Consider the following 24,663-nt stretch of genomic DNA (forward strand, 5'->3'; position numbering starts at 1 on the left):
CCTTGCAAGCAGGAGGTCGCCGGTTCGAACCCGACTATCTCCACCAAGAGAATAAAGCGTCACCTCGTCCAAGACGAGGGCCCGTAGCTCAGCTGGCTAGAGCGTACGACTGATAATCGTAAGGTCGGTGGTTCGAGCCCACTCGGGCCCACCAGGCGATTTGCCTTTGGATTTGAAGACCTGATCGAAAGATCGGATCTTCAAATCTGACTGCAAAAGCGGTTGGAAGCTGTGCCGGAGACAAGCGGAAGCTTGCGGACGGCGATCTGCACCTTGAAAACTGAACAATGTGACAAAAGCAAGTAAGGCAACAGAGAGGTTTCTCTGTGGAGACACAGAGGAAACAAATTGATTGTGGAACAGCATCCGAAAGGATGCAGGGTGACATACAATTTCGATCTTTGTAAAGCCTGCATAATTCTCAAAGAGAACCAAGAATTCTCTGACAAGTCGCTGTGAGAACGGCGATAGGTCAAGCTGGAAAGAGCGCAAGGGGAATGCCTTGGCATCAGGAGCCGAAGAAGGACGTGACAAGCTGCGAAAAGCCTCGGGGAGGAGCAAATATCCATTGATCCGGGGATATCCGAATGGGGCAACCCGGCTGGACAATATCCAGTCATCCTGCGTTGAACAAAATAGGCGTAGGAAGGGAACCGCCTGAACTGAAACATCTAAGTAGGGCGAGGAAGAGACATCAACCGAGATTCCGCAAGTAGTGGCGAGCGAACGCGGAAGAGGCCAAACCGAGGGATTTATTCCTCGGGGTTGCGGACAGTCATTTAGCGGAAGTTATCTAGGAGAAGGGTCTGGGAAGGCCCGCCACAGAGGGTGAGAGCCCCGTATCCGAAAGAGAAGGCCGTGCGACTGAATCCAGAGTACCGCGGGACACGTGAAACCCCGTGGGAAACAGGGGGGACCACCCTCCAAGCCTAAATACTACCTGATGACCGATAGAGGAGCAGTACCGTGAGGGAAAGGTGAAAAGGACCCCGGGAGGGGAGTGAAAGAGAACCTGAAACCTTGTGCTTACAAGCACTCAAAGCCCGTTAAAGGGTGATGAGGTACCTTTTGTAGAATGGTCCGGCGAGTTATTGTTACTGGCAAGCTTAAGGCATTCAGTGCCGGAGGCGCAGGGAGACCGAGTCTGAATAGGGCGTATGAAGTCAGTGGCAATAGACCCGAAACCGGGTGACCTATCCATGGGCAGGTTGAAGTGGGGGTAAAACCCCATGGAGGACCGAACGCACGCCCGTTGCAATGGTCGGCGATGACCTGTGGATAGCGGTGAAATTCCAATCGAACTCGGAGATAGCTGGTTCTCCCCGAAATAGCTTTAGGGCTAGCGTTGGCTTAGATTACCGGAGGTAAAGCACTGAATGGGCTAGGGGCCGATAAGGTTACTGAACCCTATCAAACTCTGAATGCCGGATAATTGATGGCCAGCAGTCAGTCTACGTGAGATAAGTCTCGTGGACAAAAGGGAAACAGCCCAGACCCACAGCTAAGGTCCCAAAGATACGCTAAGTGGAAAACGATGTGGAGTTGCGAAAACAACCAGGATGTTGGCTTAGAAGCAGCCACTCATTAAAAGAGTGCGTAATAGCTCACTGGTCGAGTGACTCTGCGCGGAAAATATAACGGGGCTAAGCGTAACACCGAAGCTTGGGCTGCACAGCAATGTGCGGGGTAGGGGAGCGTCGAATATGGGGTGAAGTCGCAGCGGAAGCAGCGGTGGACTGTATTCGAGTGAGAATGCCGGAATGAGTAGCGAGAATTATGTGGGAATCATAATGGCCGAAAATCTAAGGTTTCTTGGGGAAGGTTCGTCCGCCCAAGGTAAGCCGGGAGCTAAGGCGAGGCCGAAAGGCGTAGTCGATGCACATACGGTAGAAATTCCGTAGCCACCGAACTTTAAGTCAGAGGGACACTTTTGGATAGCGGAACCCGGGCGTTGGTTGACCCGGGCGAAAGGGAGCGAAAATATAGTAGCGAAGTCCGCGATGCTGAGAGGCGAGAAAAGCTCTGATGGATACTAAGGTGCCCGTACCGCAAACCGACACAGGTAGATGAGGAGAGAATCCTAAGGCCAACGGGAGAAGGGTTGTTAAGGAACTCGGCAAAATGACCCCGTAACTTCGGGATAAGGGGAGCCTCCTACGGGAGGCCGCAGCGAATAGGCCCAAGCGACTGTTTACCAAAAACACAGGTCTCTGCTAAATCGAAAGATGACGTATAGGGGCTGACGCCTGCCCGGTGCTGGAAGGTTAAGAGGAGATGTTAGCCGCAAGGCGAAGCATTGAATCGAAGCCCCAGTAAACGGCGGCCGTAACTATAACGGTCCTAAGGTAGCGAAATTCCTTGTCAGGTAAGTTCTGACCCGCACGAAAGGCGTAATGATTTGGGCACTGTCTCAACAGCCCGCCCGGCGAAATTGTAGTACTGGTGAAGATACCAGTTACCCGCAACTAGACGGAAAGACCCCATGGAGCTTTACTGCAGCTTAATACTGGAATTCGGTAACCCATGTACAGGATAGGTGGGAGGCTTGGAAGCAGGGGCGTCAGCTCTTGTGGAGCCGCCGGTGGGATACCACTCTTGGATTGCTGAATTTCTAACCTGCGGCCGTGAATCCGGTCGGGGGACACTGTTAGGCGGGCAGTTTGACTGGGGCGGTCGCCTCCTAAAGAGTAACGGAGGCGCTCAAAGGTTGGCTCAGCACGGACGGAAATCGTGCAGTGAGTGTAAACGTAGAAGCCAGCCTAACTGCGAGACCGACGGGTCGAGCAGTAACGAAAGTTGGAGTTAGTGATCCGGTGGTATGTGAGTGGAAATGCCATCGCTCAACGGATAAAAGCTACCCTGGGGATAACAGGCTGATCTCCCCCAAGCGTCCACAGCGACGGGGAGGTTTGGCACCTCGATGTCGGCTCGTCACATCCTGGGGCTGAATTCGGTCCCAAGGGTTCGGCTGTTCGCCGATTAAAGTGGCACGCGAGCTGGGTTCAGAACGTCGTGAGACAGTTCGGTCCCTATCTGTTGCGGGCGTAAGAGATTTGAAGGGAGCTGTCCTTAGTACGAGAGGACCGGGATGGACGTACCTCTGGTGCACCAGTTGTCCTGCCAAGGGCATAGCTGGGTAGCTAAGTACGGACGAGATAAACGCTGAAAGCATCTAAGCGTGAAACTCCCCCTAAGATGAGATCTCTCACCTCGAAAGAGGGTAAGGGCCCAGGAAGACTACCTGGTAGATAGGCCGGAGGTGGAAGTGCAGTAATGTATGGAGCTGACCGGTACTAATCGCCCGAGGGCTTGACCTACGAGAAAGCAGGCGAGCCTGAAAGCAGCGTCACATTGTTCGGTTTTGAGGGTGCAGGGAAGCATGCTCAAGGGATTTGCACCTTTAGCTCAGTTGGTAGAGCAACTGACTCTTAATCAGTGGGTCCCCGGTTCGAGTCCGTGAAGGTGCACCATGGCCCGTTGGTCAAGTGGTTAAGACAGCGGCCTCTCACGCCGTTAACATCGGTTCGAATCCGGTACGGGTCACCAGACTTTTCAAGGGCGAAAGTTCTTGACAAGGGAAGCGAAATACAATATAATACAGTTTGTTCTCCGGCAAGACCGGATGACATAGAGTTGGTGCTGATTAGGGCGAGGGTCCACCCGTTCCCATTCCGAACACGGCAGTTAAGCTCGTTCCTGCTGACAATACTTGGCTGGCGACGGCCCGGGAAGATAGGTAGCGCCAACACTGAGAGGCCACATCGTTTGATGTGGCCTTTTTTCGTCGCATGGGAGGCATCGTTTTGCAATATCATCAAGTGGTCAAAGGAAGATTTCTACGGCGGCCCAACCGTTTTATCGCTCATGTGGAGACAGAAGACGGGCTGCAGATCTGCCATGTAAAAAACACCGGACGCTGCCGGGAGTTGCTGGTGCCGGGAGCAGCGGTCTATCTGGAAAAGGCCGCAAATTCTGCGAGAAAGACAGCGTATGACCTTATCGCCGTGGAGAAAGGGGCCTTGCTGATCAATATGGATGCGCAGGCCCCAAATCGTGTTTTTCAGGAGTGGGCCGCCCAAGGACATTTCCTGCCAGATCTAAAGTCCATTCAACCGGAATATCATTATGGAGAGTCCCGTCTGGACTTTGCGCTGACAACAGAAGCCGGGCTGCACCTGGTGGAAGTCAAGGGTGTTACCCTGGAGGAAAACGGTGTTGTCCGATTTCCGGACGCGCCGACAGAACGGGGCGTGAAGCATATTCACGAGTTACAGCGGGCTGTCCGGGAGGGACTGGGCGCTACCCTGTTTTTTGTGATCCAGATGCACGGCGTGGATCGCTTCTCTCCCAACGACGCCACCCATCCGGCCTTCGGTGCGGCCCTTCGGGAGGCAGCTGCCTGGGGTGTCCAAGTGTACGCCTATGACTGCCTGGTGACGCCGGACAGTTTGACTATCCACCAGCCGGTGCCGGTGGTATTATAAGGGAGCGGCAATATGGGATTTTTGGAATTGCTGTTGATCGGCGTGGGGCTCTCGATGGACGCCTTTGCTGTAGCGGTGTGCCAGGGACTCTGTATGCCAAAACTGAATCTGCGCTATGCGGCTGTGATTGCGCTGTTTTTTGGCGGATTTCAGGCGCTGATGCCCTATGCCGGCTGGCTGCTGGGCGCCCAATTTGCCGGGTACATCCAACATCTGGACCACTGGCTGGCTTTTTTTCTGCTGGCATTCATCGGCGGTAAGATGGTGTGGGAGTCTTTGAAAGGGGAGGCGGAGGAGACGGCCTGTGCGGTGAGTGTGACGCTGGATTATAAGCAGCTGCTGCTGATGGCGGTGGCTACCAGCATCGACGCATTGGCTGTTGGGGTCACGTTTGCATTTTTGAACGTGGGCATCCTGCCTGCTGTGACGGTCATCGGCTGCACGACTTTTGTGATCTCCCTGGCGGGTGTGGTGATCGGGACCTTTTTCGGCGCCCGCCTCCAGTGCTGGGCGGAGATCGCCGGCGGTGTGATCCTGATCCTTCTGGGTGGAAAGATTCTTCTGGAGCACCTGGGGATCCTGTAAGCGCCTATAAAAAACAGCGAAGTGGAAAACGCCCCGGGCCATTTGGCCCGGGGCGCTGGTTATCTTATGAAATCTCAGCAGCAGGGATTGGGATTGCAGCCGCAGTTGTTGTTGCAGCCACAGCCGCAGCCGTTGCCGCCCCAGCTGCCGTTGCCGCAGCAGCACCAAATGATGATCAGCAGAATGATGATCCAGCAGCAGTTGCCGCCGCCAAAGCCGTTATTGCACATACCGGAACCTCCTATGAAATCGTAGACCGACCGAACCGGTCTCAATCCATAGTATGCCGGACCGGCAAAGGGGTTCCGGTTTTATTTCCGGCCGCTGGTGACGAGTGCGTCGGCCGCCTGTTTCTCCCGCACGGTGAAGACGCCCTTGTCCATCAGCGTGTCTCCCAGTGTCTGCCTGCTGCCGGACACCGCGGCATCCAGCGCGTAGTAGGAGACGTATGCGAGATCCGCCCGGAGGAACGTGCCGCCCTGCAGGGCGGCCAGCTCGCCCTCCGTGATGACGCCATTGGTCAAGGCATTGGTCAGTGTGCCGGAGAGGTCCTTGTTGTCCGCGGAGCTGTATCCCAGTGCCCGGAGGATGAATTCCATGTATTGGCTGGCTGTCACCGTCTGGCTGGGCCGGAAGGTGGTGGCGGAGTATCCGTTGGTGTAGCCCTTGCTGTATGCGTAGCCCACGTATTTCTCGCTCTGGGTCCCGGGGGTGATGTCCGTGAAGGGAGTGGAGCCGGTGTAGGCCAGCGCATCATTCTCCTCGCCCAGGACGCGGATGAACATGATGAGGGCTTGCAGGCGGGTAGGGGCGACCTCCAGGTCATATCCATCTCCGTAGCCGGTGAAGCTGCCTTGAAACAGGTGCATGGTCTTGAGCGCGGCAGCAATGGCGTTGTAGTCCGTGTTGGTGGAGTAGCTGAAGGCGTAGGGGCCCTGATAATCCACAACCGCCGTCTTGGAGGTGACGGTAAACACGGCGGTGGTTTCCTCAGCCACCAGATACCGGTGGCTGGCTGTAAGGGCACTGCCACTGGTAACGGTGGTCCCTGTGGTGATATCCACCACAGCGCCGGAGTTGAACGTGACCTGCATACCGCCCGCCAGCAACAGGACGCCCGTGCCGGTGGAGCCGGTCAGGGCGTCGCCTGCCTTCAGACGGGTCTCCATCCACGTGGCGGCCCCGCCGTCGGAAGGAGCCGCGTCTCCGTTCAGCAGCGCTTGGTCAGAGGCGTCCAGTTTTTCCTCCACCCGCTGGTCTACCGCATCGGTGAAAGTGCCGGTGAGATAGGAGAGGGAGGCCAGCGGATCGGAGGCCCCGCCGGCCGCGGCCAAGGCGTACACAACGGTGACGGTAAGTAAGAGGCAGACGGTGATGAGGGCAGTCTTGGTCTTCCTTGTCATAGATGATTCCCTTCCACGCTGGAGCGTCAGCGGTTGGCGATGCGGTAACTGAGGGTCAGGAGGCTGTCTGCGAAGTGAATGTTCTCAAACTGCACATCCGGGAGCTGACTGCTGAGCTCAATGTTGGTAAAGTTCCAAAAGCCCTTGACGCCCAGATTGATGAGGTGGCTGGCGGTGTCCTGGGCCACGGACTGGGGAATGGTCAGCACCACCACGTCCACCGGGTGGTCCTGTAGGAAGTGATCTAGCTCGGACATGGCGTATACCGGCACATTATTCACCACAGTCCCGATCACGGCGGGGGAGACATCAAAGGCTGCGTCCACCGTAAACCCACTCTGGGAGAATGGGAAGTTCTGAAGCAGTGCGTGGCCCAGATTGCCAACGCCGATCATGATGAGGTGGTTGTTGTTGTCCACGCCCAGGATATGACCGATCTCGGCCCGCAGTTCTTCTACATTGTAGCCGTAGCCCTGCTGGCCGAACTCACCGAAACAGCTGAAATCCTGGCGGATCTGAGAGGCGGTGATGTTCATCTCCTGCCCCAGGGAGTGTGAGGAGATGCGCACGACGCCGCGGTTGCAGAGGTCTGTGAGCTGGCGGTAATATCTGGGCAGACGCCGTATCACGGCGTCGGAGATGTTTTCCTTTCGCATATAAGTCACTCCTTGCTATTTGTTAAATCATTCTCAATTAAGTTTAGACCAAAATCAGGGACTTGTCAATTTTTTTAACAATCTTTTTAAGAAAAATTTTTTCAAGAAAAGCTTTACAAAGTGGAAAAATGTTGGTATACTAAATAAGCTGTTTGAAGAAGATGTTGATGTATGCGCCTGTAGCGCAGTTGGATAGCGCGTCAGACTCTGACATTTCAGGCTCGTTCAGTTGAGATGCAGCGCAAAGCCCTGTGGTCACTGGGATCGCGGCTGCGAAGCGGAAATGAGACGTTGCCGTTGACTACTATTTGACTACTGTTTCCCCGCAAGAGCAATTCCCCTGCAAGTGAATATGCGCCCGTAGCTCAGTTGGATAGAGTGACAGACTCCGACGTTTCAGGCTCGTTCAGTTGAGAGATGGCGCAAAGCGTTGGGAGTCTTTGGTTTTAACGGGCAGAGAGAAAAAATTCTGTTTCCGTTGACTACTATTTGACTACCAATTTTGAAAATCCCGTGTTATAATAGAACACAGTTTAGGTATGCGCCCGTGGCGCAGTTGGATAGCGCGTCAGACTCCGACTCTGAAGGCCGCTGGTTCGAATCCAGTCGGGCGTACCACGTGCAAAGAGGCACTCGAATTTCGAGTGCCTCTTTGCTTTTATCAATCAGAGGTGATGAACTATGGAGAAACCCATCATCGGGGTAACGCCCCTGTGGGACGAGGAAAAGAAGTCCTACTGGATGCTGCCGGGGTATCTGGAAGGAGTGAAGGAAGCCGGTGCCATTCCAATCATCCTGCCGCTGGCGGCGGACGGAGCGGATATCGCCCAGCTTGCGGATCTCTGCGACGGTTTTCTCTTCACCGGCGGGCAGGATGTCGATCCCCAGCTGTACGGGGAGGCTATGAAGCCCTTTTGCGGCGAACTGTGCCCTGCCCGGGATGCGATGGAGCAGGAGCTGCTCCGCCGGGCCCTGGAGCAGGACAAGCCCATCCTGGGCATCTGCCGATGCATCCAATTCCTGAATGCAGCTTTGGGCGGAACGCTCTACCAGGATCTGCCCACGGAGCACCCGTCAGAGATCAGGCATTCCATGAAGCCGCCCTACGACCGGACGGCCCACACGGTGCATATATGGCCGCTGACGCCATTGTCCGCTCTGTTGGAAAAGACGGAGCTGGGTGTCAACAGCTGCCATCACCAGGCAATCAAAAGCCTGGCACCAGGGCTTGTGGAGATGGCCCGCAGCGAGGACAATCTCATCGAGGCGGTGTACCTCCCCGGCAAGACCTTCGTCTGGGCTGTCCAGTGGCACCCGGAGATGTCCCTATACACTGATGAGGATAGCAGGAAGATTTTTGAGGTGTTTGTCAGGGCTACCAACCAAAAATGAGCTGCCATCGAAGAATATCCCCCGTCCATAGGACGGGGGATTCCTTTCTGATGCTGCCTTTACCCCGCCGGCGGGAACCTCCACGGCTCTGCCAGACACTGGTACAGTACTGCCCCGCAGTTCCGGCAAATGATGTACTTCAACCGGTTGCCCAGGAACCCGTTCCGCCGGAAGGTCACGATGGCCTCATTCTGCTGCCAGCCGATCCCCAGGTCATACGAGCCGCACCAAGCGCAGTGGGTGACGGGGATCGGCGGCTGATTCTTCTCTCTGCTTTTCATCAAATCTCCAACCCCTCCTGCAGCACCTGACTGGCCGCTTTCTTGTTCTTGTCGAAGGCGTGGGTATAGATGTCCAGCGTGGTAGACGGCTGGCTGTGGCCCAGCAGGCCTGCCACGGTGGCCACGTCGGCGCCGCTGGCGATCAGGAGGCTGGCGTTGGTGTGCCGCAGGGAGTGGACATTCAACACAGCCGGCAGGCCGTGCTTCTTGAGAATCAGCTTGAACCGCCAGGTGAAGGTGGAGGGTGTCATGGGGAGCCGCTCTCCATGACGGTGGAAGATGTAGTCCGTATCCTCCAGTCTCCACCCGTCATACGTCTCTGTCTCCCAAGCACACTCCCGCTGGAATTCTTTCAGCAGGGACTCCATTTCCAGAGAGAAGTACACATACCGATCACCGGCCACAGTCTTTGTCTCCTTGACGATAATGTCCTCGCCAGTGACCTTTACCACATTCCGCTGGATGTGGATGGACCGTTCCTGCCAGTTGATGTCGCCCCACTGCAGGCCACAGCACTCGCCACGACGCATTCCGGTTGCGATGATGAGTTTGAAGTATGTCTCGTACTTGAGACTCTCTTCCTCCAGCGCGGAGATGATCCTTTGCAGGGTTTCCGGATCTGCGATCTTCTTTTCCGTTTTCCTCCCCGCATAGCGGTATGTCCGCCAGGCGGGGTTGTGATTCAGAAAGCCGCCCTCCATGGCATCGGAGAGGATCGTACACAGCGTCGCGTGTACGCCCTCCACGGTATGCTCGGAGAGCGGCCTTCCAGTTTCAAGGCTGATGACCTTTCGCAGATCTGCATAGAAGTTACGGAAGTGCTCGGGGCGGAGTTCTGTCAATTTGTAGTGCCCCAGAATCGGCAGGAAGCGGTCAATGTCCTGCCGGTCACGGGCCAAGGTGGACTTGGCCAACTTGCCGGGGGCGAGCTCCCGGAGCCACAGGTCCGTGTACTTCGCCAGTGTGATGCTCCGATCCACTTCCTCCTGGGGAAGTGACCTGCACTCCCGCTCGAACAGGACCGCCTGCTCCTTCAACCATTTTTCCCGCTGTTTTGGGGTCAGACCCTCCGGTGGATGAACGGTTTTCTGTTTTGGACGGATACGGTTGCCCTCGTAGTCATAGCCCATGGAGACCACCAGCAGGTAGCTGCTGCCCCGTTTTCGAATACTTGCCATGTTGTGTTGACCTCACTTTCCTTGGCCTCACTCCAGTTGAGGCCGGTTTTGCAAACACAACATACTGCAAGAGCGGGAGCAAAGCTATCGAAACTTTTGGCGAAACCTATTTTCTACGAAAACAACAATCAGGCGCTGCGGGATTTGGCTGGACACGCGGCGGCCAGGTTGAACAGGGCTTCGCCCTCCGGGCGGATCATGGCGCGCATGGCCCCGGCGGCCTGCTCTTTCTGTTCCTGCTGGGGGTGGCAGTAGGTGCGCTCCAGAAAGCCCGTGTCCGCATGTCCTACCAGCTCCGCCACTGTCTGCTTGTCCACGCCGGAGTGGAGCAGGGAGGTCACATAATAGTGCCGCAGGGTGTGCAGGTGATATTCCTTCGAAAATCCAATGGACTCATAGATTTTTCGCAGTCGTTTGGTGAAAGTATCCGGGTGAATGAGCTGCCCGTGCGCATCTGTGAAGAGATAGGGGCTGAGTTCCCGATTCACCTGCCGGGCTTCCAGCTGTTTCCGCCGGCGGTAGCTCAAAAAGATTCCTCGGATATCAGATGAGAGAACGATCTCACGGTTGTGGCCGTTCTTAGTAGAGCCTTCCACGACACCTTTTCCAGGGACAACGCTGCGGGAGCGGCTGATGGTCAGGAGCAGACCGCCTCTGCTGAACTTGAAATCCTCCCACTTGAGGGCGCACAGCTCCCCCCGGCGGCAGCCGGTACACATGGAGAGCAGATAGAACATCCGGTAGTGCCGAGGCTCCTTTGCCAGAGCATCCAGCAGTTTCTGCATCTCCATGGGGGAGGGAATGTATTGTGTGGTGCGGCGTGTCAGAGGCAGATCGATCATCCGGGCCGGGTTCTTCTGGATGATCTCGTTCCGCTTGGCGTCAGTGAGGACGGCGGAGACCACGGTCAGGTACTTCTGCACCGTGGCCTCCCCGATAGGCCTGCCCCGGTATGTCCGCTTCCGCAGTTCTACCAGCATATTCTCCAGGGCGATGGGCCGTAGCCGGTTGATGGGGATAGACCCAATAAAGGGATACACCCGCCCCAGCATCCGCCGGTAGCTCTCCAGGGTGCCGGGAGCATACCGGACCTGCCGAGCCAGCCACCGTTCGGCGTACTCCTGAAAGGGCATGTTCCCGTCCTCGCCGTACCCAGTCTTGAACTGCCGTTCCAGTTCCTCCGCCTCGTGGGCCACATACTGTGAGATCCCCCGCTTGGGGATGCTCTCCGGCACCCGGATGGTCTTGGCTTTGCAGATCTTTTTCCCGTCAGGGCGGTAGCCGTTGCTGACGGTGATCTTGAATCTGCGGTCGTCCAGTTGTTTGATACCTGCCATATCTCAATATCCTTTCATCGTCATGTCAATTTCATCTTCGTGATCGTCTGGCTTGTGGCCCAGGGCGATCTTCTTCGCACGCTCCCGCCGAAGCGTTTTTCGGTCAGTGTGCTGATGCATGGTGGTGGCGTCCCTCACAGAAACAGCATCTGGATTACCCTCCAGAGTGCGGCCAAGCCGGACCAGATCGTCTGCAAGACCACCATGCCAACCATAGTCGCCAGCAGGATCAGGGCCAGCCAGATCGAGACCGACAGCGCGGTCCGGAGACTGGGCGGCGAGATAGAAAGCTCTCTCTTCTTCCCAGCCTGTTTCAGCTCCGCCCGCATTTGGGATACATCCCGCGCCAGTGCCTCCAGCTGCTCCCGGGTGGGGTGCTGCCCCACCTGCTGGGACAGCGCCCGCAGCAGGGCCTCCTGTGCGCCGACACTGGCCTCCAGGCGTTCCAGCTGGTTCAGCAGCAAATTCCAGTCCGCCGCTGGTAGCAATACCATCGGCGGGGGAGCTGCTTTGCTGGGCTGGTTCAGCCGTTTCAGTTCCTCTGTAGATAATCTCCGCTCGGACTCGGAACTCACGTTCCATGACCTCCTTCGTGTACTTCGATTCGTGGAGCCGGTCGTCCCGGCACTTCATGCCCTGGGGCGTGGTGTAGGTGATGTTTTTCCGGCTGTCTGTCCACCGCACTTGATACCCCTCGCTCTCCATCAGGGAGATGAAGTCCTCCCTGGTAGAGGCGTAGCGCATACACTGGTCAACGGTGTTTATCAGCCGGAACTTCCAGTTCTCGCCCTTGGCAGCGGAGCGATACTCCCGGGTGTTCATGCGCTTCTGCTCGACCTGTTTCTGTGGAGGCGGCAGAATCTCCAGACCGTGAGCGATGCAGATCTTATCGTTGGCCTGACGATGGGCTTGCAGGTCGGCTGCACTCTGATGGAGCTTGTGACCGTCCTGGAAAGAGACGCTGTTCACCACCAGGTGGTTGTGCAAGTGATCGGTGTCTATGTGGGTGGCCACCAGCACCTCGAAGTCCGGGAACTCCCGCTTGGCCAGCTCCAGGCCGATGGCGTGAACTTCCTGGGGCGTCAGGTTGTCCTGCTCGCTGAAAGACTGGACGAAGTGGTAGTACTGCCGCCCGTCTGTTTTCCGAAACCGCTCCTTGGTGAGCTGCATTTCAGAGAGAGCAGACTGGGCGGTGCAGTTCCAGCCGCTCACCAGCCGATGTCCTTCCCACAGCGTCTTTTCCTCCTGCTGGGTGTACCGCAGCACTCCAGCGAGCGCACCCCGGCCGCCGCCCCGGTTCTTGATGGCGGTGAAGGTAGCCATCTCAGGTCACCTCCCGCAGGAGTTGGCGGAGCTGCTCGCTGATCTGCCCGTAGCGCTCCGCCAGCCTGTCTCCGTGCACGACGGTGATCTTGCCCATGTTGGCCAGGGTGGTGAGCTGGTTGAGATTCCGCCCCTGGGCTTTCAGCTCGGACAGTACCTTGTCCAGACCTTCCACCCGGATGATCTTCTTTCCCAGACCGCACAGGCACAGGTAGTCGGTGACGGTCAGCCCCAGCTCCTGGGCCTTGGTCCGGATGCGGTCTTTGGTGCGGGGTGTCACCCGCAGGGTGATGATTTCCGTTTTCTTTTCTCTCTGCATTAGATTCCTTTCTCCCCTTCAGGGGCTGGGGGCCGGGGCAGCGCCCCGGAACGGCGGCCGGTGTATAGCCGGACGCGATGCTTGCCCTCTCTAAAGAGAGGAATCTCCGTTATCAGACCCTTCCGCATTACCTTCGGCCAGCTGGTCAACAGGGTCGATAGTGCCGATTTCTTTGTGGGCCTCGTTATCGTCACGATCGGCACTGGTGAGCTGGATGATCCGCTTCCCATTGCTGCGCCGGATGGCGGCTGTGATACCGGCTTTCCTTAGCGCATCAACGTTTTGCAGGATCAGGCGAGCTACCTTTTTCGGAGTGATGCCCTCTTGCCCACCAGGGTCGATCTTTTGAGACAGATCCGTGGGAGTGCCGATAAATTCTCTCTGATCTTTCAAAAAAGCAGAGAGAAGAATCACAATGCGGCCTTCCAATAACTCCGGCTGCAATTTGCTGTCGGAGAGTAACTCCCACACATTGTCCTCGTTCCGCTCCAGTTCCAACTCCCGGAACTCGATATCCCGGCCGATGCAGGTGAGCTTTGCCCGGCCGCTGCCGCGCCGCTCTTCCACCAAAGTGAAACTGGAATCCACTGCCCCGCTGATGGCGGTGGTGCCGGAGATTCGGTGGAATACATCCTCCGCTTTCTCTTTCCGCAGGTGGTGGATGAGCAGAATGGCGAGGCCCAGACGATCCGCCAGCCGTTTCAGCACAGTCAGGTCGCGGTAATCGTTGGCGTAGGTCGTGTCGTGGATGGGCCGGATCATCTGCAGGGTATCGATGATGACCAGCACCGTTCCGGGATGCGCCGACACGAAGGAGTCGATCTGCTCCTCCAGCCCCTGCCCGATGGAAGCGCACTCTGTGCAAAAGTGGACGCTGGACGGAGCCTCCTCCGTGATTTCGAACAGTCGGTTCTGAATACGAAGGACGGAATCCTCCAGACAGAGATAGAGGGTGGTGCCCTGTTTAGTGGCCATGTTCCAGACCGGCTCTCCCTTGGCTACGGTCACCGCCAGCCAGAGGGCCAGCCACGATTTTCCCACCTTTGGGGAGCCTGCCAGGATGTGCAGACCTTTGGAGAGCAGTCCGCTTACCACAAAATCCGGCGGGCGCAGCGGCTGGCTCATCAGGGTCTCGCCATCCACGGTGCGGAGCTGTGAGATGTTGAATTTCATGTTGTAGACCTCCTTGGTTCAAATATGAAAAGAGCGCCCGCAACTGTGAGCGCTTTGAAGAGAAGGAAGTTTTCCTCTACTTGATTATTCTTCGCATTTTGATAAAATGTGAGTATCACAAGACAGCATGAAAACGGATATGGGACAGGAGGCCGAGGCCATGCCGCTGGGGATCGAGCAGAACAATCATCTCCTGAGTCTGACACTGGATGTCTGGCAGGATCAGATCTTCTTCAACGATTCCGCGTTTCCCGCCGGGTACTTTGCTGCCGACATCCTGAATGTCAGCGACGAGACGATGCGGGAGCTCCTTACACACGGCGGAGAGATCAGCTTTCAGGTGGAGGCGCTGGCCAATGCCGGACACGAGGAGTTCATCAAACTGCTGCCGGAGACACGTACCTCCATGGAGAAGTTGCTGGATGCCCTATGGAAGTGTCCGCCGTATAACCTGTTGGACCAAGGGAAGGAACTCCATGCGCTGGATGTCCTCTTCGATCCCGGACTTGTCGACGAGCTGCTGAAGCCGGAGTCCCCGGTCCGGCAGTTCTTCTTCCGCTATTTGACCGCGGGGTTCAGCATCCCGTTGGGGATCTTTCATTTTGCAGCCGCCGGATGGTATTTTGAAGCGGGATACCTGCACCGCCTCAAAAAGCGGACGGAGACGCATTTTGCGATCGCCACCCACGACTGCTTCACCAGTGAGGACTTCTGGACAGATATGCGGGGATTGCCTATGGCGGATATTGAGGCATTCACCATCTTTCCTGCGATCGCCTCCTCCTATGTGTTTGCTCAAAGTCCCAGGAACGAAGAAGAGATGGTATTCGTGCAGCGGATCAACTTTCCCACGCCGATGCAGTTTTACTGCTTTGACCTGTTGAACGGGATGCATCACGTCCACGCGCCCAGCCGGTGCCAGAACTGCGGACGGTATTTTTTGACGACCAGTGGACATCAGCCCAAGTACTGCGACGGCATTGCGCCTCAGGACAGCCGCATGACCTGCCGGCAGTACGGGGCCATGCAGCATCAGAAGGAGCAGAACAAACAGCACCCGGTCTACCGCATCTTCAGCACCCGGACCAACACCATCCGCAAGCACCACCAGCGAGGGAAGATCTCCGATGAGCTGCGGCAGGCCGCCCTAAAGCTGGCGGAGGAGTACCGGGACAAGGCCCTTCTGGACAACGATTATGCCGAACACGGCTATGCCCTGGATATGGAGCAGGAGCACCTCTACGGGGAGGCCCGGAAACGGGTGAGAGAAAAAGAAGGAGGGTAGTCCCATGACAAAACAGAGTGTCTCTGCTGCCGGGGACTCCCCCACAAATGAGGAATTGGTTTTCAGATTTCAGAGCGGAGATCCATCCGCCTCGGAACTGCTGCTCCGCCAGAACAGCGATTACCTCACCGCGTTGGCAAAGCAATATGACAGGACGGTGCGCGGCCCCTCTTTGGAAGAAGACCTGAAGCAGGAGGGGGCAATAGCGATCCTGAAGGCCGCTGAACAGTTCGACCCCACACTGGGAAATCATTTTTTGACGTATGCCACGCCTGTCATCCAGGCGGCGATGCGGGACTGCGCCGCTCGAAGCGCCCTGCCGCTGACGGTCCCGGCCGGACGGTATCACCAGCTGCGGCAGGTCCTGCGGCTCATGGCAGAGAGGGAAAAAGCATCGGAAGCGGAGCTGCTCTCACACATTATGGAGAGCCTGCGGGTTTCGGAATCCGTGGCACGGTCGCTGCTGCTGGAGAGCCGAATGCTGTTCCAAAGTTGTGAGTTGGGAGACCAGGTGTTTGAAGTGAGCGGTGGCGGAGACCCCGCAAAAGCCTACGACCGCCAGATGCGGAAAAAACTGCTTTTCCAGCGTATCGAGGAAGTTCTGTCACCGAGGGAGCTGAACCTGGTACGCTGTCATTTGGGAATCGGTCAGCCGGAGGAGCAGGGTATGACGTTTCAGGAGCTGGCCATCCGCCTGAACTATAACGGCCCCAGCGGAGCGGAGAAGGCATACAAGAACGCCATCCGGAAAGTAAAACAACACCTCCACGGCGGAGCCTACGGTCGGTGGCTGGACATCCAACAGACTCTTCAGGAGGCACAGCGGGAAGCAGGGCAGGAGTCTGGTTCCTGTACCCCGCAAAAGACGTGGATCAAATAACAGCGGAACCTCGATTCCCATATCGAGGTTCCGCTGTTTTGTACTGAAGTCAATCCTGGATGTGGGTTTGACGTCCCACTATGGACGGTACTGGCATCGGACGGAGGAGGCATTACTCCATGATCCAAAAGAATCAAAAAAGACCGAGCAATGTGCTGCCTGGTTGTGCTCCTCTCCAAAACGATTTGATGGTACCGAGATAAGTTGCATCAGCCGATTTGACAAAGTACGAGATTGTTTTTTGTTTAACTATCCAAATATTTATGAATGCTTTAAAACAAAGTTGACTTCATTAAAAATGATAATTAAAATAATAATTAAAATAATAACAATAAAAATAAACACTCCAAATAAGAAACCAGACCGGAGATATACGATGGCATAAAACGCATGCGGGTATAGGGAGGAGTCCATGAAAAAGAAATCATTTTTTCAAATTGCAGTGATTCTGATGGCGTCATTTGCCGCCTGGATTTATTGCATTGCAGTTGTGGTACTGGGCCTGATCTACCAGGCATATCCCGGACATGAGCACATCGCAGTGCTGATTTCCACGCTTCCCACACTGGTGATGATGCTGTCGGCGTTTGCCTCCAGTGTATTGCTGCGCTTCTGCAACCGAAAATATGTGGTGATCATCAGCATGCTGATCTCCATTGGAGCTGGGCTGCTGATTCTTTTTCTGGAGCTGCCCCTGGCGGGCGTGATCCTATGTTCTGCGCTTCTGGGCGTCCCGGGCGGGACTATCGCTTCCGCCAATCCCACGGTGCTGGCGGAAATTGCGCCGCCCAGACTGCGGGACAAGGTGTTGGGCTGGCATAACTCCATGATGATGCTGGGAATGGCTATTTTCACGCTGCTGGGCGGCGTGTTCGCAAAGACCGGACGGTTTCAGGATGGCTACAAAACCGTGCTGGTGCTGCTGCCTATTCTGATTCTGGTCCTTCTCTTTTATCCCAATGTAGATAGAGAACCAACGAAAGATGTCCTCAATGCGGACATTTCCGCAGCGGTCCCCACGGCGGAGCCGGAGCGATTCCCCAAGGTTGCAGTGGGACTTTTGCTGGTGTACGGCATCGGCTCCATTTTCTGGAATGCCTGGTATATGAACTACTCAGATTACATCGTCAATGAAGCGCAGCTGGGTACCTCGGCCATGGCCGGCATGATCGGCTCCCTCTGCAGCGTGGCAGGGACAGTCTCCGGCCTGGTGGTTGCGTTTTGGATTCGTGCGACAAAGAAGTTCAGTATTTCGCTGGCGTTTATTCTCGGCGGAGCGGCCATGCTGCTGCCGCAGCTGACCCAAAGCGCTATGCCGGCGGAATCCTCTGCCAGTTTTTCAACCTGATCATTGGTTCCGGATTGACCACCTACCTTGGTCTGGTGACCACAGGGAAAAATGCGGCGACCGCCCTCTCTCTTCTGGCGGGATTTGAGGGCTCCGGCGTATTTCTGTGCGGCTATATTGTCCCCCTGGTGGGCAATCTCTTCGGTGGCGGAGCGGGGACAAACATCCTGGTCAGCGGGATCATCATGATGGGAATTGGAATTCTGACTTATTTCGTCATCAAACCTGCCCACGAAGCAGCCTATGGAAATCTGAAAGCTGGAAGCCGACACTAACACAGAAACTTGAAGACCGGGGTGGACTGTCTATGTGACAGTCCACCCCGGCTTGCGATTCCTCAGGAAGTATGGGAGAAAATGGTTGATTTTATTTTTCTAACTGTTATAATAACTTAGAGAAATCATATTTTGGAGTAATATGTGCAAAAGACGATACAGAGAGGACGGGACAGTATGATTGACACGTCAGATGTCCGAAAGATGAATATGAACGCCATCCGGGCTGTCATGTGGCGGGGCGGCGAGCACACCAAGCAGAGCATTGCGGCGGACACGGGCCTAAGTGTTGCCACCTGCAACACCTTGCTGAATGAGTTGGAGCGAAGCGGCGAGGTGTACAGTCAGAAATACCAGCTCAATGGGGTGGGCAGAAGCACCAGCGTCTATCAGATCAACGAGGACTATGAGAGTATTCTCTGTGTCCGGATTGATTTGGACTCAGAGGGAAATCGGCTTCTCCTCTGTGACGTGCTCTCCATGTTGCGGTCGACGCTCTATCAGGAACAGACGCAGTTCACGATATTGGATATGGACCGTGTGGCCGGGAAAATCACCGAGATGCTGGAGAAGTTCCCCAACATCTCGTGTATCCTGGTGGGAACCAGCGGAATTATAGACCACGGCGTACTGCGGCTCTCTGACATCCCGGAGCTGGAGGAGGCTCACCTGCTGGATGCGCTCCGGACGGTGGCGCAGCAGCGGCCGATCTACATGACCTACGATTGTCAATACCGTGTTTATGGAGCTTACAAAGATGCGGGTTATACCAGCGAGACGCTGACATTGCTGTTCTGCATGAGAAATGTCCTGGCAGGCACAGCATCTGTAATCGGGGGGAGAATTGTCAGCGGCAAGAACGGCTTTGCCGGAATGACCGGATATATGCCGTGGGGGATGAGTCAGGAGGAGCAGATCCAGGTCATTGCCCAGGGGAGTCCGAAGGGGCTGGAGTTGATCGTGAAGACGGCACTCTCAGTCATTGCGGTGTTAAACCCGGACGAACTGCTCTTTGCCGGAAACGTGGTGGATCGGGAGATGATGGAGGCGGTTCAGACGGCGTGCGCCAAGGCGGTTCCGCCGGAGTTCCTGCCGAAACTCCGCTTGGCAGATCATCGGGGAGATCAGTACTATCTGGAGGGAATGTACCAGAAAGCACTGGAGATGAAGGCTGACCTGGCAATCGAATACTGGCAGTGACGGAAGCGGCACGGCATATGAAGCGCAGAGAACGCCTTTGGCGAAGCCTCCTTTGTGGGGATCGCCAAAGGCGTTGTTTGTTTTTTGTTTAACTATCCAAACTTCTTCGTAAATGAAGGAAAACCATTGACTTTGTTAAATTAAATACTTATAATAATAATTAAAATAATAGTTATAAAAATAGGAAACGGAAAATAACAGGAGAAAATGGAGGTAGCGAGACATGCTGGATCGATTGTTTTCCCCCCTCACCATCAACGGAAAGACTTTGAAAAACCGCTGCGTGGTGACCCCAATGCTGATGAACTTCTGCGAGGAGGACGGCACCTGCACAGAGCGGTTTGCGGCGTATCACGAGGCCAAGGCCAAGGGCGGCTTCGCCATGATTGTCACAGAAAATGTGGCGGTCACTTCTGTCGCAAAAGGCTATCAGTGGATTCCGGGCCTGTGGAAGGATGAACACATTCCCGGCTTCCGGGACTTGACGGACCGAGTGCATCAATACGATACCGTCATCATCGCCCAGCTGAACCATCCCGGCCGACAGGCCTCTGAAAAATATGCCAAGGCCCAGTCCTGGGCTCCCTCTGCCATCCCGGACCCCTACCACAATGAGGAGATGCCCCACGAGATGACGATTGCGGAGATCCACAAGACGGTGGAGGACTTCGGCGACGCCGCCCTGCGGGCTAAGAAAGCAGGCTTTGACGGCATTGAGCTCCACGGTGCCCACGGCTACATGATTCCGGAGTTCATGTCCATGTACACCAACAAGCGCACCGACGAGTACGGCGGCGACCTGACTAACCGGATGCGGTTTGCCCTGGAGATCATTGAGAATGTCCGCCAAAAATGCGGCCCAGACTTTATTCTGGGATACCGGCTCTCCGCCGACGAGCGGGTGACCGGCGGTCTCACCATTGAGGACACCAAAGCCATCGTCCCCTACCTGGACCAGGCCGGCGTGGACTACTTCAGCATCTCCATCGCGGTGAATGCCACAGATGACCAGATGATTCCCTCCATGTATTACCGCCACGGCTATCAGGCGGACTACGCCAAGGAGGTGAAGGATGTCACCTGCAAGCCGGTGATTACGGTGGGCCGCATCAACGACACCCGGATTGCCGAGAGCATCCTGCGGTCCCACAAGGCGGACCTGATCGGGTTTGCCCGGCAGTCCCTCACGGACCCGGAGACGCCGAATAAGGCGCGGGAGGGACGCTTCGAGGATATCCGCAAGTGCGTGGGCTGCCTCCACGGCTGTGTGGGCCACATCGACACCGGCCTGGCCGGCTCCTGTGAGCTGAATCCGCTGGTGGGTCATGAGAGCGACCCGGAATACCAGACAGTCCCGGCGGAGCACCCCAAGAAGGTAATGGTAGTGGGCGCGGGCCCCGCCGGCATGCAGGCCGCCATCGCGGCGGCGGAGTGCGGCCACCAGGTGGAGGTATACGACAGCGACCGCTGGGCCGGCGGCCAGTACCGGATTGCCTCCATCCCGCCCGGAAAGGGCGAGATCACGGCCTTCCTCCGCTGGCAGGTGCGGGAGCTGGAGAAGCTGCATGTTCCCGTCTTCCTGAATACCACCGTCACCAAGGAACTGGTGCTGGAGAAGAAGCCGGACGTAGTGGTCGCGGCCACCGGCGTGACGCCCATCGTTCCGAAGAAAATCCCCGGCGTGCAGAACCCCAATGTGGTCCTGGGACAGGACGTGCTGAAGGGTGCCGTCAACACCGGCAGACGCTGCGTTGTGGTGGGCGGCGGCCTGGTGGGCGTGGAGGTGGCCAACCATCTGGCCTCCCTGCTGAAGGAAGTCACCGTGGTGGAGATGCGGGACGGCATTGCCCTGGATGAGGGGCCGGCCCCCCGCAAGGACCTGTTGCAGGACCTGGCCAACAATGGGGCGAAGGCCTATACCAGCACCACGGTGGATGAGATTACGGATCACTCCGTCATCGTCTCCGGTGCCCACAACGAAGAGATTCCCGCGGACACGGTTGTGCTGGCCATCGGCCGGGTTTCCAATACCGCTCTGGCGGAGGAATTGACCGCCGCAGGTGTGGATGTGCGGATCATCGGTGATGCCAAGGAGCCCGGCCTGGCCGGCGCCGCCATCCGGGAGGGGTATCTTCTGGGCCGGCACCTGTAAGGCGCCGGAGAACACGCACATGGAGGGATTTCTATGATCAAACATCGTGGACTGGGCGTGGCGGTGGTGCTGCTGTCGTCCTTTGCCGCCTGGATCTACTGCATTGCAACGGTGGTGCTGGGCCTGATCTACCAGGCCTATCCCGGCCAGGAGAATGTGGCCATTCTGATCTCCACGCTGCCCACCATTGTCATGATGCTGGCGGCTTTTGCATCCAGTGTCATTCTGCGGGTCTGCAACCGGAAGCTGGTAGTAGTGGTCAGCATGGCAATCTCCATTGTGGCAGGGGCGCTGATCCTGCTGGTGGAGATGCCGCTGATCGGCGTGATTATCTGCTCGTCTCTGCTGGGCATTCCGGGTGGCACCATCGCCTCCGCGAATCCGACGGTTCTGGCCATTGTGGCGCCCCTCAACCTGCGGGATAAGGTGCTTGGGTGGCACAACTCCCTGATGATGTTGGGTATGGCCACCTTCCAGCTGCTGGGCGGCATATTCGGGGAGACCGGACGCTTCCAGGACGGCTATAAGACGGTTCTGATTCTAATTCCGATTCTAGTGCTGGTGATCCTATTCTATCCCAATGTGGATAAGGACCGGAGTCTGGCACAGGCTGCCGGCGGTGCGCAGGAGACAGAGACGGTGCCTGCCAGAGATGGAAAGTTCCCCATGGTAGCCGTAGGAATGCTGCTGCTCTATCTCTTCGGCGCCATATTCTGGAATGCCTGGTTTATGAACTATTCCGACTACATTGTCAACGAGGCCCAGCTGGGCACCACGGCTATGGCAGGCGTCATCGGCTCCCTGTGCAGTGTGGCGGGCACGGTCTCCGGCCTGGTGGTGGCGTTCTGGATCAAAGCCACCAAGCGATTCAGCATGACATTGGCCTTCATCCTGTGCGGCGTGGCCATGCTGCTGCCGCAGCTGACGCAGAGCGCCGCAGGGTGTTATGCGGGCGGCATCCTGTGCCAGTTCTTCAATCTGATTGTCGTCTCCGGCCTGACCACTTACCTGGGGCTGGCCACCACCGGGAAAAACGCCACCACGGCCATGTCACTTCTGGCGGGCATTGAGGGCTCCGGCGTCTTCCTGTGCGGCTACATTGTGCCTGTGGTGGGCAATCTCTTCGGTGGCGGTGCCGGCATGAACATCATGGTCAGCGGCATCATCCTCATGGTGATCGGCGTGGCGGCCTACTTTGTCATCAAACCCACCCATGAGATGGTGTATGGAAAGAAGAACACGGATCAACAGCACGGATAAGAAACATTGTTTTCCACCGCGATGCGGAAAAAATATCATGGAGGTAAAAGTATGAACATTGAGAAGGAAGTCCAGAGACTGATGGATATTGAGGCCATCAAAGACCTGAAGAACCGCTACGCCCGGATGTGCAACGACAACCACAACTATGAGCTGGTGGACACAATCTTCTCCCCCGATGTGCGGTGGGAGGGCTCTCCCGACGATCCCTGGGGTAGCGCCGTGGGCAGAGAGGCCTTTATTGAGCTGTTCAAAGGCTTCCAGAAGCAGATGGACGGTCGCTGCCTGGGCCATAACATCACCAACCCCATCATTACTTTTGACGACGATACCCATGCCCATGGCCACTGGCACCTGTTCGGAGCCTTCAAAAGTGGTGAGGAGAGCAAGGGGGCCGGCGTCGGCTTCCTGGAGCAGGGCTACTATGACGACGACTATGTGAAGATCGACGGCAAGTGGTACATCTCCACCCTCCGGTTTAAGGACACCCTGGTGGCTGATCCGGCGAAGGGCTGGAAGGATGAACTGATCCAGGAGTTCTAAGGCATCTCCTTCACAGATCTTGCAGAAACCATCATATCGAATAACAGAGGAGCGGGAAATGCCTGTACAGGTTCCCGCTCCTTTATTATTGCATTATCGCACTTAACCTGATGAGCCGAGAAGCGAACATAAATTACAGGAAAGTTTATGTCCCTGACATAACGATCTGGCAGCGAAAAGCATCAGGTTGTGACCGAATATCATAGCCGGACCAATCAAGCGGCACTTGTGATTATTTTGAAATTGTGGTAAAATACTACCACAAAAACTCCTGAATACGGAATGATCTTTAGAAAGCACGACTTCAAATAAAGCGCGGATTGCGACATTTGAATTGATTTAAATTGCGATGAAGGGAGTTGGAAAAGTGCCAGAACTTTGCCGTTTTTACAATATTGTTATCAAGATGCTATATTCTGACAATAGCCAGCATAATAAACCTCACTTCCATGTGTACTACGCAGAGTTTGAAGCATCTGTTGGCGTGGATGGGGAGCTACTGGCAGGCAGCCTGCCTGTCAAACAGCTGAAACTGGTGCAGGCCTGGGCTGCAATCCACGAGGAAGAACTATATGCTACCTGGAACAAAGCAGTCCGGAATGAGCCCTTCGGGAAGATTGAACCCTTGCGGTAAGGAGGTGCAGAGATGTATATTGTGGATGGAATTGCCTATGCTGGAGATCCTGCTCCTATGATCAAGGTAAGTGGAGTCCGACCGATGAAGGATCATAAGCTGTGGGTACGCTTCAGTACTGGAACTGCAAAAATTATGGACTTTAGACCTCTGCTTAAAACGCCGGCATTTGCCCCATTGGCAGATGAGGAGGTGTTTCGCTCCGTTTATATTGACCGTGGCATTGCAGTCTGGAACGACGGGGAGATCGACATTGCTCCGGAATATTTGTATGAGCATGGAGTGGATGCAGAGGAGACTGCTTAATGGGTCTCGGATTGCTGACTACTATTTGACGACTATTTGCAAAATGCCCGGAGCCATTGCACCGCAATGGCTCCGGGAGTTTTCTATAAATGGTGGAAAATTTGTGCAACCCAACTGAAACCCTTGCGCCACAACGGTTTTTCCTTTGACGGCCTGATAACTCCGACTCTGTAGGCCACTGGTTCGAATCCAGCCGGGCGTACCAAAATGAATGACCCTACCTGACCTGAACAAAGAGTTGTCATTGTTCAGGATAGGTGGGGTCATTTTATACCCGAAACCGTTGCACTGCAATGGTTTTGGCTTTCACATATAAGACGGCCCTGTCACCGCTCAAATACAAACAGGGCGAAATCAAGACGCAAAACGTGAAAATAGTGAAAGCTGAACCCCACTGATGTCACCAGAGAATCCCTGAGCCCATGCATCTTTTTTATCAAGATATGACAAATGAAGAAGCTCTGCTTTTCGAACGCTTTTCTCAAAAAGCAGAGCTTTTTTACCTATAGGCATTGCAATTTCTGAGGTTTCAAAACTGTGCAGAATACGACGGCAGTAAAAAAGAAAAATCAAAAAACAAGGGTTTCCGGTTATAAGGAAGTATATTTTTCAATTAGGCGGTATAGCCCCGTTCAAGGGCTATGCCGTC

General features: G+C 55.8%; 23 protein-coding genes, 4 tRNA genes and 2 rRNA genes. 19 read left to right on the top strand and 10 right to left on the bottom strand.

Translation table 11 applies throughout. The annotated features are described in order from the left end of the window. The first annotated feature begins 77 nt into the window (after positions 1–77). The 7 genes from ACLTXB_RS15670 to ACLTXB_RS15700 all read left to right on the top strand — a co-directional run bounded on the left by ACLTXB_RS15670 (position 78) and on the right by ACLTXB_RS15700 (position 5,069). Positions 78–154: transfer RNA gene (locus ACLTXB_RS15670), tRNA-Ile, on the top strand. A gap of 316 nt (positions 155–470) precedes the next feature. Further along, positions 471–3,317: ribosomal RNA gene (locus ACLTXB_RS15675) — 23S ribosomal RNA — on the top strand. A 77-nt stretch (positions 3,318–3,394) separates the two neighbouring features. Further along, positions 3,395–3,470 (top strand) — tRNA-Lys (locus ACLTXB_RS15680). A gap of 1 nt (position 3,471) precedes the next feature. Next, a tRNA-Glu gene (locus tag ACLTXB_RS15685) sits at positions 3,472–3,546 on the top strand. A gap of 86 nt (positions 3,547–3,632) precedes the next feature. Continuing rightward, positions 3,633–3,748 (top strand): 5S ribosomal RNA (rrf, locus tag ACLTXB_RS15690). A gap of 55 nt (positions 3,749–3,803) precedes the next feature. Beyond that, entirely contained in the window at positions 3,804–4,484 is a 681-nt protein-coding gene (sfsA, locus tag ACLTXB_RS15695; RefSeq protein ID WP_276895426.1) for a DNA/RNA nuclease SfsA, read from the top strand. Between the two features lie 12 nt (positions 4,485–4,496). After that, positions 4,497–5,069 (top strand): manganese efflux pump MntP family protein, encoded by a 573-nt coding sequence (locus ACLTXB_RS15700; protein WP_412261927.1) that lies wholly within the window; start codon positions 4,497–4,499, stop codon positions 5,067–5,069. Positions 5,070–5,143: 74 nt separating this feature from the next. Here the strand turns inward: ACLTXB_RS15700 and ACLTXB_RS15705 are convergent, their stop codons facing one another. The 3 genes from ACLTXB_RS15705 to ACLTXB_RS15715 all read right to left on the bottom strand — a co-directional run bounded on the left by ACLTXB_RS15705 (position 5,144) and on the right by ACLTXB_RS15715 (position 7,128). Further along, positions 5,144–5,299, bottom strand: a complete 156-nt coding sequence (locus ACLTXB_RS15705) for a hypothetical protein (RefSeq protein WP_170180093.1) — start codon at positions 5,297–5,299, stop codon at positions 5,144–5,146. Positions 5,300–5,380: 81 nt separating this feature from the next. After that, a complete protein-coding gene (locus ACLTXB_RS15710) occupies positions 5,381–6,472 on the bottom strand; it encodes an S-layer homology domain-containing protein (RefSeq protein ID WP_287555388.1) in 1,092 nt (363 codons plus the stop codon). Between the two features lie 26 nt (positions 6,473–6,498). After that, a complete protein-coding gene (locus ACLTXB_RS15715) occupies positions 6,499–7,128 on the bottom strand; it encodes a redox-sensing transcriptional repressor Rex (RefSeq protein ID WP_287555387.1) in 630 nt (209 codons plus the stop codon). Positions 7,129–7,669: 541 nt separating this feature from the next. Between ACLTXB_RS15715 and ACLTXB_RS15720 the strand changes: the two genes are divergently transcribed. Both ACLTXB_RS15720 and ACLTXB_RS15725 read left to right on the top strand, forming a co-directional pair. Continuing rightward, positions 7,670–7,746 (top strand) — tRNA-Arg (locus ACLTXB_RS15720). A 63-nt stretch (positions 7,747–7,809) separates the two neighbouring features. Then, a complete protein-coding gene (locus ACLTXB_RS15725; protein ID WP_287555385.1) occupies positions 7,810–8,520 on the top strand; it encodes a gamma-glutamyl-gamma-aminobutyrate hydrolase family protein in 711 nt (236 codons plus the stop codon). A gap of 59 nt (positions 8,521–8,579) precedes the next feature. Here ACLTXB_RS15725 and ACLTXB_RS15730 read toward each other — a convergent pair whose 3' ends face one another. The 6 genes from ACLTXB_RS15730 to ACLTXB_RS15755 form a co-directional block, all read right to left on the bottom strand. Next, the gene (locus tag ACLTXB_RS15730) at positions 8,580–8,804 is read right to left on the bottom strand and encodes a hypothetical protein (protein WP_412261931.1); all 225 of its coding nucleotides are present in this window, start codon (positions 8,802–8,804) and stop codon (positions 8,580–8,582) included. Beyond that, the gene (locus ACLTXB_RS15735; RefSeq protein WP_287555384.1) at positions 8,801–9,979 is read right to left on the bottom strand and encodes a tyrosine-type recombinase/integrase; all 1,179 of its coding nucleotides are present in this window, start codon (positions 9,977–9,979) and stop codon (positions 8,801–8,803) included. Before ACLTXB_RS15735 ends, ACLTXB_RS15730 begins: the two co-directional genes overlap by 4 nt. A 128-nt stretch (positions 9,980–10,107) precedes the next feature. Beyond that, a complete protein-coding gene (locus ACLTXB_RS15740; protein WP_287555382.1) occupies positions 10,108–11,316 on the bottom strand; it encodes a tyrosine-type recombinase/integrase in 1,209 nt (402 codons plus the stop codon). Positions 11,317–11,319: 3 nt separating this feature from the next. After that, positions 11,320–12,639 (bottom strand): relaxase/mobilization nuclease domain-containing protein, encoded by a 1,320-nt coding sequence (locus ACLTXB_RS15745; RefSeq protein ID WP_287555380.1) that lies wholly within the window; start codon positions 12,637–12,639, stop codon positions 11,320–11,322. Position 12,640: 1 nt separating this feature from the next. Continuing rightward, on the bottom strand, positions 12,641–12,958 hold the full coding sequence (locus tag ACLTXB_RS15750; protein WP_287555379.1) for a plasmid mobilization protein: 318 nt from the start codon (positions 12,956–12,958) through the stop codon (positions 12,641–12,643). Positions 12,959–13,048: 90 nt separating this feature from the next. After that, positions 13,049–14,131 carry an AAA family ATPase gene (locus ACLTXB_RS15755; protein WP_412261934.1) on the bottom strand — a complete coding sequence of 361 codons (1,083 nt, stop codon included), beginning with the start codon at positions 14,129–14,131 and terminating at the stop codon, positions 13,049–13,051. Between the two features lie 127 nt (positions 14,132–14,258). Between ACLTXB_RS15755 and ACLTXB_RS15760 the strand changes: the two genes are divergently transcribed. From ACLTXB_RS15760 to ACLTXB_RS15805, 10 genes are all read left to right on the top strand, one after another. Then, positions 14,259–15,416, top strand: a complete 1,158-nt coding sequence (locus ACLTXB_RS15760) for a DUF6076 domain-containing protein (protein ID WP_428227636.1) — start codon at positions 14,259–14,261, stop codon at positions 15,414–15,416. A 4-nt stretch (positions 15,417–15,420) separates the two neighbouring features. Further along, positions 15,421–16,296, top strand: a complete 876-nt coding sequence (locus tag ACLTXB_RS15765) for a sigma-70 family RNA polymerase sigma factor (protein ID WP_412261938.1) — start codon at positions 15,421–15,423, stop codon at positions 16,294–16,296. A 412-nt stretch (positions 16,297–16,708) separates the two neighbouring features. Beyond that, positions 16,709–17,644, top strand: a complete 936-nt coding sequence (locus ACLTXB_RS15770) for an MFS transporter (RefSeq protein ID WP_412261939.1) — start codon at positions 16,709–16,711, stop codon at positions 17,642–17,644. 14 nt (positions 17,645–17,658) lie between these two features. Further along, positions 17,659–17,919 carry a hypothetical protein gene (locus ACLTXB_RS15775; RefSeq protein ID WP_204861338.1) on the top strand — a complete coding sequence of 87 codons (261 nt, stop codon included), beginning with the start codon at positions 17,659–17,661 and terminating at the stop codon, positions 17,917–17,919. Positions 17,920–18,096: 177 nt separating this feature from the next. Beyond that, positions 18,097–19,119 (top strand): hypothetical protein, encoded by a 1,023-nt coding sequence (locus tag ACLTXB_RS15780; protein ID WP_302201562.1) that lies wholly within the window; start codon positions 18,097–18,099, stop codon positions 19,117–19,119. A 223-nt stretch (positions 19,120–19,342) separates the two neighbouring features. Next, positions 19,343–21,271 carry an FAD-dependent oxidoreductase gene (locus tag ACLTXB_RS15785; protein ID WP_204861335.1) on the top strand — a complete coding sequence of 643 codons (1,929 nt, stop codon included), beginning with the start codon at positions 19,343–19,345 and terminating at the stop codon, positions 21,269–21,271. A 33-nt stretch (positions 21,272–21,304) separates the two neighbouring features. After that, positions 21,305–22,531 (top strand): MFS transporter, encoded by a 1,227-nt coding sequence (locus tag ACLTXB_RS15790; RefSeq protein WP_329757422.1) that lies wholly within the window; start codon positions 21,305–21,307, stop codon positions 22,529–22,531. 51 nt (positions 22,532–22,582) lie between these two features. Further along, a complete protein-coding gene (locus ACLTXB_RS15795; protein WP_204861333.1) occupies positions 22,583–23,074 on the top strand; it encodes a nuclear transport factor 2 family protein in 492 nt (163 codons plus the stop codon). 406 nt (positions 23,075–23,480) lie between these two features. Further along, positions 23,481–23,708: a DUF4160 domain-containing protein gene (locus tag ACLTXB_RS15800; RefSeq protein WP_317336381.1), complete on the top strand. Its 228-nt coding sequence runs from the start codon at positions 23,481–23,483 to the stop codon at positions 23,706–23,708. Positions 23,709–23,720: 12 nt separating this feature from the next. Then, positions 23,721–24,014, top strand: a complete 294-nt coding sequence (locus ACLTXB_RS15805; RefSeq protein WP_302201565.1) for a DUF2442 domain-containing protein — start codon at positions 23,721–23,723, stop codon at positions 24,012–24,014. Between the two features lie 354 nt (positions 24,015–24,368). On the opposite strand, the gene ACLTXB_RS15810 is transcribed toward ACLTXB_RS15805, so the two are convergent. After that, positions 24,369–24,587, bottom strand: a complete 219-nt coding sequence (locus ACLTXB_RS15810; RefSeq protein WP_317336380.1) for a hypothetical protein — start codon at positions 24,585–24,587, stop codon at positions 24,369–24,371. Between the last annotated feature and the right edge of the window lie 76 nt (positions 24,588–24,663).

It is taken from the genome of Flintibacter sp. (assembly GCF_046973065.1).